The organism is Hymenobacter agri, assembly GCF_054778495.1.
In genome coordinates, this window is the sequence record NZ_BAAGZM010000088.1 from 1 (window position 1) to 11,155 (window position 11,155).

An 11,155-nucleotide genomic window follows, 5' to 3' on the forward strand; every position below is an offset into this window, starting at 1 on the left:
GGAGCGCCGGGCGGGGCGGGGCGCGTCGGCGGGAGCAGCGTCACCGGGGGTGGGCACCGGCGCAGTAGCGTCCGTTCCGGCAGATTCGGGAGTAATTTCTTCCATAGATAAGCGAAGCTACGGCGGTTCGGGGGCGAGCTTGCCGGCTTTCAACGCGAACGCGGGGCCGGAAGTTAGAATACCTGCCCTAACCGCACTGCCGCGCTTTGCGTAACGGGCCTGCCGGCCGGGATTTTTCTTCAACGGTTCCGCCGCGCGCCGCTTCGTATCTCTCTTTACATGACCCTACTTCGTCGCCTCCCTTTTCTGCTGGTTTGTTGCCTGCCGTGGGCTGCCCTTGGGCAGTCGGCCAAATCGACTGCGCCCGCTAAAGCGCCCAAACCACCCAAGGAAACCCAGAAAGAAATGCCCTCGCCCGGCGAGTCGGACCAGAACCCGCACCGCAGCCGGCCCAACTACCGCAACGCCGGCGTGAACTGGCAGCGCAACCTGCCCCCCGATTCGGCCAACATCCGCTATCGCGTGTTCCTGATTGGCGACGTGGGCAACCCCATTCCGCCCGAAAAAGGCGGCGAGCCCAGTCTCAACTTCCTGCGTCAGCAGATGATGAAGGCCGGCAAAAACAGCACGACCATATTCCTCGGCGACAACATCTACAACTACGGCATGCCCGAGGAGGGCGCCTACGACCGTAAGATTGCCGAGAAGCGCCTCATCACGCAGCTCGATGTGTTTCGGGGCTACCCCGGCGAGAAGTACATGACGCCTGGCAACCACGACTGGATTCAGGGCCTGCCCGGCGGCCTGGCCCAGGTGAACCGCGAGCAGGCGTTTGTGGAAAGCTACATGCAGAAGGACTCGGCGGCCTTTAGCTACACCGGCGATTTCTTTTTGCCGCGCGACGGCTGCCCCGGCCCGTTTGAGGTGCGCGTGCAGGACGACGTGGTGCTCATTGCCCTCAACTCGCAGTGGTTTCTCACGCCGCCGGCCTACCGCCCCATCGGGCGCACCTGCGGGGCTGAGAACGAGGACGAGGTGTACGCTGCGCTGCAGGAGGTTATCGAGCGGAACAAGAATAAGAACATCATGGTGTTCGCGCACCACCCGCTGTTCTCCGATGGCATTCACGGCGGCTACTTCACGCTCGCCGACCACATCTTCCCGCTCAGCATCGTTTATAAATACGCCTTTCTGCCGCTGCCCATTATTGGGTCGATTTACCCGTTTGCGCGCAAGTACGGCGGCATTAATCAGGACATCCCCCACCCCGCTTACCAGGCTTACCGCAAGAATCTGCTGGAGCTGTTCAGCAAGTATCCGAACGTGATTTACGCGGCCGGGCACGAGCACAATCTGCAGTACTACAAAGAGGGCAGCACGCACTTCATCGTGAGCGGCTCGGGCTGCAAAACCCAGCACGTGAAGCCCGGCAAGGGCGGCGGGGCCATTTTCTCGGATAAGGAGAAGGGCTGGGCCGAAGTGAACTACTACACCGACGGCCAGGTGTGGGCCGAATACTTCATTCCTCAGGGCAACGGCAGCACCGCCCGGCGCGTGTTCCGCACGCCGCTCTACACCCGCACCAGCGCCGCCGTGGCCAAGCAGGACGCCCAACCGGTATCGGAAACGGCCCTGACTACCACCAACGGCCAGGCCGACGGCAAGCAGCTGCCCGAAACCAGGGAGGCTATCAAGAAAGACCAGGACGACAAGGAGAAGAAGAAGGAGAAAACGGCCGAGATTATCGCCAAAGACCCGATACCGACCAAGCGCCCCGATTTCCGCGACAGCTCGGTGACGGTGGCCATCAACCCGGAATACAATAAGCACGGCCGCTTCCACAACTGGCTGCTGGGCGAGCATTACCGCAAAGAGTGGGCCACGCCCGTGAAGTTCCGCACCCTCGACCTGGCCCACGACGAAGGCGGCCTGATGCCCTACAAAACCGGCGGCGGCAAGCAAACCGCGTCGCTGAAAGTGCGCAACGAGGCCGGCTACAACTTCTCGCTGCGCGGCATCGACAAAGACCCCGCCGCCGTGCTGCCCGAGCAGCTGCGCACCGGCCTGGCCAAAGCCGTGCTGCAGGACCAGATTTCGGCCCAGCACCCCTACGCGTCGTTTGTGCTGCCGCCGCTGGGCACGGCGGCCGGCATTCTGCACACCAACCCGGTGCCGGTGTTCATCCCGCGCGACCCGCTGCTGGGCCAGTACTACGCGCAGTTCCACGACCTTCCCGCCGCCCTGGAGGAAGACGCCAAGGACAGCCAGGCCAACGTGGCCAGCCTGGGCTACGCCACCAAGCTGGTGAGCACCGACAAGATGCTCGAGCGCCTGCTCGAAGACAACGACAACCAGGTAGACCAGGTGGCCTTTGCCCGCTCGCGCCTCTTCGATATGTGGATTGGCGACTGGGACCGGCACGAGGACCAGTGGCGCTGGAGCGAGCGCAAAACCAAGGACGGCGACCGCCGCTACGTGGCCGTGCCCGAAGACCGCGACATTGCCTTCTTCAAGGGCGACGGGGTACTCCCCTACCTCATCTCGCGCAAGTTTGCGGTGCGCAACTTCCAGAATTTCGGCTACGACTATGCCGACTTCCGCGGCCTGAACCAGACCGGCATGAGCAACGACCGGGTGTTCATGAGCGCCGTGACCCGCGAGCAGTGGATTGCCCAGGGCACATACATGAAGGAGCACCTGACCGATGAAATCATCGAAAAGGCCTTCCGCGAGAAGTGGCCGAAGGAGATTTACGACCTGCACGCCAAGGAAATCATGGCCAAGCTGAAAAGCCGGCGCGACCTGCTGCCCAAGCTGGCCGGCGACTACGCCGACGTGCTGGCCGAGATTGTGGAAGTGCGCGGCTCGCGCAAAAACGAAAAGTTCATCGTGGAGCGCCTGCCCGGCCGCAAAACCCACGTGGTGATGCGCAAAATCAACAAAGACGGCAAGCTGACTAAAACGCTCTACGACCGCACGTTTGACGACGCCGTGACCGACGAAGTACGCCTCTACGGCATCAGCGGCAAGGACGTGTATGACGTGCGCGGCGACGTGAAGCGCGGCGTGAAGCTGCGCATCATTGCCGGTACCGGCCGCGACACCATCACCACCCGCGACCACGTGGGTGGCCTGCTCCACAAAACTCAGGTGTACGACGCCGACACCGGCAACGTCATCAACGCCAGCAGCGAGGCCCGCCTGCGCCTCGAGCCCGGCGTGGATGTGAGCCGTTACGACTACCCGCACCGCTTCGACCTGAAGGACTACCGCCTCGACTACTTCGGCCCGGCCGTGTTCTTCGGCTATAATATTGACGATGGCGTGCTCATCGGCGGCGGCGCTACTTATCGCCACTACGGCTTCCGCCGCGAGCCTTACTCGTGGGAGCAAACCATTACGGCCAACTTCGCGCCGGCCCGCGAGGCCTACAACATCCGCTACTCGGGCCAGTTTACGCGCATTTTTAAGAAAACCGACCTGCACATCGCGGCCCAGTACTACGGCCCGCAGCTGCTCTACAACTTCTTCGGCATCGGCAACAATACCGCAAACCTGGCCACCGCCGACGCCAACCGCGGCCGCGTGACCAACCGCACGGTGAACGGTGCCTACCGCGTGCGCTTCGAGCGCCTCACCATTGCGCCCACTTTCGAGCGCAAAATCTTCACCTTTGCCAAATTCGGTATCGGCCCGCAGTACGACCAGTTCCGGGTGGAGCAAAGCCCCATCGGCACGGTTATCAAAGACAGCCTGACGACCAAGGACGGCACCACGACCTATGAAAACCGTCGCTTTGGCATCCGCGCTTCCGATTTTCAGACCAACCAATACCTCGGCGGGCTGGTGTACTTCAACATTGACGCGGTATCGTCGGAGAAAAATCCGCGCATTGGCCTGCGCTGGCACAACGAGTACCAGTACAACTGGCAGCTCAACAAGGAAAGCCTGAGCTTCGGCCGCCTCAGCACCGAACTGTCGGCCTACCTCACGCCCAACTTCCCCTTCAAGCTCACCTACGCCGGCCGCATTGGCTACCAGCGCAACTACGGCGACTACCGCTTCTATCAGGCCAACACGCTGGGCGGCACCACCAACCTGCGCGGCTACCGCCGCACGCGCTTCGCCGGCCGCACCTCGCTCTACGCCAACTTCGAGCCGCGCCTGGAGCTGTTCAAGTTCAACGCCTACCTCTTCCCGGGCACTTTTGGCGTAATGGGCCTGGCCGACGTAGGCCGCGTGTACTCCGACAACGATACCCGCACCGGCTTGTCGGCCTTTCACACCGGCTTCGGCGGCGGTATCTACGCCGATATTCTCAAGGCGGCCGTCATCAACGTGACGTATTCGGTGGGCGAAGAAAAGCTCGTCTTCGTTGGCTTCGACTTCCTGTTTTAGAAGGCTCCAGGGCGCAATTTGTGTGCAGAACAGCGGGCGCTGTCGGATAATGCCGGCAGCGCCCGCCGTGTTTAGAAAGAAAAGATATTGTCAATTTCACAACAACCAGCATCTTGTATTGCAATTTTTTCTACATTGCCAGTCAAATTCATAATTCCCTCATCAAGTTTCCCATCTCCCAATGAAAAAACTCTACTTGTCCGCTCTTGCTGTGCTGGGCCTGGCTTCGTCCTCGCTGGCGCAAAACCTTCAATCGACGGCTACTCAGGGGCCCGAAAGCATCATTACCCGCCGCGCCTGCGGCTCGATGGAAGCGCTGGCCGCCCAACTGGCCGCCGACCCCACCCAGGCCAAGCGCATGGCCGATATCGAAGCCCACACGCAGCGCCTCATAGCCAATCCGGCCCTGCAGCGCACCACGGCCGGCACGGTTATCATTCCGGTGGTAGTGCACGTGCTCTACAACACGGCGGCCCAGAACATCTCCGACGCCCAGGTGCAGTCGCAGATTGACGTGTTGAACGAGGACTTCCGCAAGCTGAACGCCGACGCTAGCAAAACGCCCGCCCAGTTTGCCGGCCTCGCCGCCGATGCCAACGTGCAGTTTGTGCTGGCCAAGCGCACGCCCACCGGCGCGGCCACCAACGGCATCATTCACAAGCAAACCAAAACCAGCTCGTGGAGCACCAACGACGCCGTGAAGAACTCGAAGCGCGGCGGCGACGATGCCTGGGATGCCACCAAGTACCTCAACCTGTGGGCCTGCAACCTGGGCCAGGGCCTGCTCGGCTACGCCCAGTTCCCCGGCGGCTCGGCCAGCACCGACGGCGTCGTGATTTTGTATTCGGCTTTCGGCAGCCGCGCCAAGTACCCGGCCGGTACTTACACCACCACCTACGACCTGGGCCGCACCGCCACCCACGAAGTAGGCCACTGGCTGAACCTGCGCCACATCTGGGGTGATGCCTCCTGCGGCAACGACCAGGTGAGCGACACCCCCACCCAGCAAACCAGCAACTACGGCTGCCCCGCTTTCCCGCACGTGACCTGCTCGAACTCGGGCGACATGAGCATGAACTACATGGACTACACCGACGACCAGTGCATGTACATGTTCTCGACCGGCCAGAGCCAGCGCATGAACGCGCTGTTTGCCGCCGGTGGTGCCCGCGTGGGCCTGCTCACCTCGCTGGGCGGCACCGCCCCGCGCACGGCCGCTACTTCTACTTTGGTAGCTGCCTACCCCAACCCCACCAGCGACGTGCTGAACCTGCCGGCCGGCACCGACGCCGCCCGTGCCACGGTGCACGTGTTTGACTTGGCGGGCCACGAAATGAAGCAAATCAACTACGACGGCCAAGGCCAAGTGCGCGTAGGCAACCTCCCCCGCGGTCTCTACTACATCACCGTTGGCTCGGGCGAGAACGTAACCCGCCAGCGCTTCGAAAAGGAATAAGCGGAAATTATAGGCGGAGCACCCCCAATTTTTAGTCCGGCCCGCCAGCCCCCGTTCGTACGGGCTGAATGGAAAATTCAGGGAACTGCGCCTGCTCCGTTCCATACCACAACGCCCTGCCCCATATCGGGCGGGGCGTTGCTTTTTATCCCCTTGTCCCTGCTACCGATGTTATTCAGGCTAAGCCGGATGCAAGTGGATTGTTAATTCAGGTGCCGTACTATCGTGAATAAAAGATGAATATTATTCAATTATTTCAAAAATAACCCTTCATAATGACACAAAAATAAAATATTGCAGCGAAAGACATAATTCTGTTGAAATAATTGCAACAGAATTCCTAGTTTGGCGACCTGAATTACATTTTTTACCTCATTCACCAAACAGTTTTCATGAAACAAACTTTTTACGCTGCCGCGTTGGGCCTGCTGGGCCTCGCGCTAACCACTAATTCGGCCCAGGCGCAGAAACGCTCCTGCGCGACGGTCGACGTATTGCAACAGCAACTGGCCGCCGACCCCGGCATGGCCGCCCGCATGGCTGCCATCGACAAGCAGGCGTCACTGTTTGCGGCCCAGCACGCCGGCCAAGCCCAGCGCGGCACGGCGGCTGTTACCGTCACCATTCCGGTGGTGGTGCACGTGCTCTACAGCACGGCGTCGGAAAATATTTCGGATGCCCAGATTCAGTCGCAGATTGATGTGCTGAACGAGGACTACCACAAGCTGAACGCCGACTACACCAAAACCCCCAGCGCCTTCGCTGGCCTGGTGGCCGACGTGGGCATCCAGTTCGTGCTGGCCAAACGCACACCAAGCGGCGTTGCCACCACCGGCATCGAGCGCAAAAGCAGCACCACCACCAGCTGGGGCACTGCCGATAAAATCAAGAGCACCAGCACCGGCGGCCTGAACGCCTGGGACGCTACTAAATATCTGAACCTGTGGGTAGGCACCATCGGCGGCGGCATTCTGGGCTACGCCCAGTTCCCCGGCGGCGCTCTGGCTACCGACGGCGTGGTGATTTCGCCCGTGTACTTCGGCCGCACCGGCACCGTGACTTCACCCTACAACCTGGGCCGCACCGCCAGCCACGAAGTGGGCCACTGGCTGAACCTGAATCACATCTGGGGTGATGACTCGGGCGCCTGCACCGGCACCGACAACGTGAGCGACACGCCCAACCAAGCTTCGGAAAACTACGGCAAGCCCACCTTCCCGCACGTATCGTGCTCGAACGGCCCGAACGGCGACATGTTCATGAACTACATGGACTATGTGGACGACGCCGCCATGTTCATGTTCTCGACCGGCCAGAGCTCGCGCATGAACGCGCTGTTTGCCAGCGGCGGCGCCCGCGTGGGCCTGCTCACCTCGCAAGGTGGTGTGGCTCCTGGCGGCACCACGCCTCCCCCCACGGTTACCTACTGCTCAAGCAAAGGCAGCAGCGTAGCTTATGAGTACGTTGACCTCGTGCAGCTGGGCAGCATCAACCGCACCTCGGGCGCCAATGCCGGCTACTACGACGGCACGGCCTTGAGCACCACGGTAGCCGCCGGCTCGGCCCAGACCATCAGCCTGTCGGCCGGCTTCACCGGCACGGCTTATTCGGAGTACTTCAAAGTGTACATCGACTACAACCAGAACGGCGTGTTCACCGATGCCGGCGAACTGGTGGTGAATGCCGCCGCCAGCACGTCGGCCGCTACCCGCTCGTTCTCCTTCACGGTGCCCACCACGGCCAAGAGCGGCAACACCCGTCTGCGCGTGGTGATGAGCGACAACTCGGCCACCACCAGCTGCGGCAGCTACAGCTACGGCGAAACCGAAGACTACACCCTGAGCATCTCGGGCGGTGCCCGCATGGATGGCAGCACGGTTCGCACCAGCAACCCCAACGCCCTGGCCGACCAGTACACCCTGTATCCCAACCCAGCCACCAACGTGCTGAACATTGCCCGCCCGGCCAACGCCGACCCCGAGGCCACGTTCTCGGTGCGCGTGTACGACCTGCGCGGCGCCGAAGTACGGAACCTGCCCATGGCCGACGGCCAGCTCGACGTATCGGCCCTGCGCGCCGGCACCTACCTGCTGAACGTGACCGACGGCACCGGCACTTCGCACCAGCGCTTCGTGAAAGAATAGCTTTCTGAGCTACTGAAAACGGAAAGCCCCGGCCGCCAGGTCGGGGCTTTTTTGGTGTAATGCCGGCCCTTACCAATTAAAGCCCTGTTTGCAGATATAACCTTTTCCTAACCGCCGCGGTAACTCAAACGCCGTTAGCTTCGCCTTTATGAAAACCCTGTACCTCTTCCGCCACGCCAAATCCAGCTGGAGCTTCGATGACCTGAGCGACCAGGAACGCCCGCTCAACGACCGCGGCCGCGACGATGCCCCCGCCATGGGCCAGGCCCTGGCCAAGCGCCGCATCTGCCCCGACCTCATTGTGAGCTCACCAGCTGTCCGGGCCATGAGCACGGCCGTGCTGCTGGCCCGCGAGCTACAATACCCGTCGAATAAAATCAGCGTCGATGCGGGCATCTACGGCGCCGACATGGACGACCTGCTCACCATCATTCACGCCCTGCCCAACGGTGCGGGCTCGGTCCTGCTGGTGGGCCACAACCCCACCATCACCGAAACGGCCAACGCGCTGTCGCCTTCGTCGGTGAACGAGATGCCCACCGCTGCCGTGGTGTGCCTGCGCTTCGAGTGCGATAAGTGGGAAGACGTGAGCAAGGCCAACGCCGAATTCTATTTCTACGATTACCCGCGCAACGTGAGTTAACGTCTGCGGAGGGTCGAGCTAGTTACTACCTACTGAGAACGTCATGCTGAGCTTGTCGAAGCATCTCTACCGCGATACTAACATTGATTAGTGGCGCGGTAGAGATGCTTCGACAAGCTCAGCATGACGTTCTTTTTTCAGTTTCTGCCTTCCCCGTCATTCTGCGAAATAGTTGAAAAAATCAATTCGCCGCCTGCGAACAGCCTTGCTAAATTTTTAATTGGTCCGAAATGTGCCTTGTTGGTTTGTGAGAAGCTTTTGGGGATTATGCTCACTCATGGCGGTTATTCGGCCCGCTGTTTGCCGTCACCTGGCGACTATTTTCCGGTGTTCGTCCAATTAGCGGTCAGGCGCACATCATTATTTATTCCTACTCCCTATCTTGCTTCGTGTAACCGTTGGGCTTTTATAGCGCACGGTGTTCTTTTCTATTCTCTTTTCACCATCCCACCCGTGTCGATTGAACTAGAACTGGCTGCCCGTCAGGCATTTGCCCCCGGCGCCGTACCCGAAACCCCTCCCGCCCGCATCAGCTACGACCACGTCGTGCTGCCCGGCGACTTTCCCGACCCCACCGTCGTCAAAATCGGCGATACGTATTGGGCCAGCGCCACCTCGGCCGAATGGGGCGCCATCTTTCCAATTTTCAGCTCCAAGAACCTGCTCGACTGGGAGTTAGTAAGCCACGTTTTTCCGGAGAAAGCGCCCGAGTGGGCCGGCTCCAACTTCTGGGCGCCCGAATTTCACCACGAAAACGGCCGCACCTACATGTACTACACCGCCCGCAAAAAGGGCGGTATGCTGTGCGTGGCCGTGGCCAGCGCCGACCACCCCGCCGGCCCCTACCACGACCACGGCCCGCTGGTGGGCCAGGAGGCCGGCTCCATCGACGGCTTTGCCATGCCTGATGAGCACGGCGACCTCTACCTCATCTGGAAGGAAGACGGCAACTCCTGCCACCAAGACACGCCCATCTGGGCGCAGCGCCTGAACGACGAGCGCACCGCTCTGGTGGGTGAGGCCGTGGAGCTGTTCGGCAACGACGCCCGCTGGGAAGGCCCGCTCGTGGAAGGCTCGGCCCTGGTGCGCCACGATGGCTGGTTTTACATGTTTTACGCTGGCAACTCCTGCTGCGGCAAGGGCTGCAACTACGCCACCGGCGTGGCCCGCTCGCGCCACCTGCTCGGCCCTTGGGAAAAGCATGAGCAGAACCCCATTCTCGACCGCAACAGCACGTGGAAGTGCCCCGGCCACGGCACGGTGTGCGAGCTCGATGGCCGCTGGTTTCTGCTGCACCACGCCTACGCGGCCGAAAGCCACGAGTTTGTGGGCCGCCAGGGCCTACTGAGCGAGTTCACCTGGAACGCCGAAGGCTGGCCGGAGTTCGTGAACCGCAGCCCCCAGGCCCCGGCGCTGACGGATATGGGCCGCTTTAACATTGCCGAGGAGTTTGAGGGCGACCAGCTGGGCCTGGCCTGGCAGTGGCCACTGGGGCCCCGGCCCGCGACCGTCGTGCACCACGGCCAGTTGCACCTTACGGCCGAGGCCTCGCGTCTCGGGGCCGTGGTAGCCCGTCGCACGCACGCGGCCACCTACAAAGCGGCCACGACCATTGATTTCGCCAACCTGCCCGTGGATACCTATGCCGGCCTGGCCGCGGTGGGCGACCCCTACAACGCGCTGGCGCTGGTGGCCGGCAACGGCCAGCTGCAGGTGTGGCACCTGCGCAGCGGCAAGCACCAAACGCTGGTGCAGGTGTTCATCGAGCCCTGCGATACGCTCAGCCTGCGCCTTGAGGTGTGGGGCGGGCAGCGCTACCGCTTCGCCTACAGCACCGACGGCGCCACCTGGCAGCCCCTGCCCACCGAGAGCTTCAGCCTGAACGGCACCTACCTCCCACCCTGGGACCGCGGCGTGCGCGTGGCGCTGCTGGCGCAGGGCGAAACCGGCGGCGTGGCGACGTTCAACAACTTCATCGTGCGCAACCAGCGGTAGTGCACAAAGAAGTTGTTAAACGGTCATGCTGAGCGTAATCGAAGCATCGCTACTGCGTAACTAATCCTTAAGACTGGGTTAACTACTGCGGTAGAGATGCTTCGGCTGCGCTCAGCATGACGCACTGGAATTTTGAATCACGCTGGCCCGAAAGCAGAAACGCCCGGCACAGCTGTGTCGGGCGTTTCTGTTGCTTCCTGAAGCCGCGGCCTAGCGGCGGTGCTTCTTCGATTTGGTTTTCGACTTCGAAGCCGTAGCCTTTTTCGTGGTTTTGTGGGCAGTGGCCTTCTTTTTCACGCTCACCTTTTTGGCGGTGTGGCTGGCTTTGGCTTTGCTGGCCTTCGATTTCGACTTGCTTTTGCTGGAATGAGTGGCCGACTTGGTTTTGCTCTTCGACTTGCTCGATTTTGATTTGCTGCTGTGTGCGGCGGCTTTGTGCGATTTCGACTTGCTCGACTTGCTGCTGTGGTGACGGGCGGCGCGGCGGGCTTCGGCGCGCGCCTCGGCCCGGGCTTCGGC

The 11,155-nt window shown here is 61.6% G+C and carries 6 protein-coding genes; 5 read left to right on the forward strand and 1 reads right to left on the reverse strand.

Annotated elements, in window-relative coordinates:
• Window positions 1-279 precede the first annotated feature (279 nt).
• The 5 genes from ACYVDE_RS07040 to ACYVDE_RS07060 all read left to right on the forward strand — a co-directional run bounded on the left by ACYVDE_RS07040 (window position 280) and on the right by ACYVDE_RS07060 (window position 10,636).
• Window positions 280-4,398, forward strand: coding sequence for a metallophosphoesterase family protein (locus ACYVDE_RS07040; RefSeq protein ID WP_460500778.1), 4,119 nt, complete (start codon window positions 280-282; stop codon window positions 4,396-4,398).
• 181 nt (window positions 4,399-4,579) lie between these two features.
• Complete coding sequence (locus tag ACYVDE_RS07045) at window positions 4,580-5,854, forward strand: M43 family zinc metalloprotease (RefSeq protein WP_460500779.1); 1,275 nt, start codon at window positions 4,580-4,582, stop codon at window positions 5,852-5,854.
• Window positions 5,855-6,246: 392 nt separating this feature from the next.
• A complete protein-coding gene (locus ACYVDE_RS07050; RefSeq protein ID WP_460500780.1) occupies window positions 6,247-7,998 on the forward strand; it encodes a GEVED domain-containing protein in 1,752 nt (583 codons plus the stop codon).
• A 148-nt stretch (window positions 7,999-8,146) separates the two neighbouring features.
• Entirely contained in the window at window positions 8,147-8,641 is a 495-nt protein-coding gene (locus ACYVDE_RS07055) for a SixA phosphatase family protein (protein ID WP_460500781.1), read from the forward strand.
• Between the two features lie 453 nt (window positions 8,642-9,094).
• Window positions 9,095-10,636, forward strand: a complete 1,542-nt coding sequence (locus ACYVDE_RS07060) for a family 43 glycosylhydrolase (RefSeq protein ID WP_460500782.1) — start codon at window positions 9,095-9,097, stop codon at window positions 10,634-10,636.
• A gap of 210 nt (window positions 10,637-10,846) precedes the next feature.
• Here the strand turns inward: ACYVDE_RS07060 and ACYVDE_RS07065 are convergent.
• Window positions 10,847-11,155, reverse strand: a 309-nt coding sequence (locus ACYVDE_RS07065) for a hypothetical protein (RefSeq protein WP_460500783.1), incomplete at its 5' end; no start/stop codon positions are given.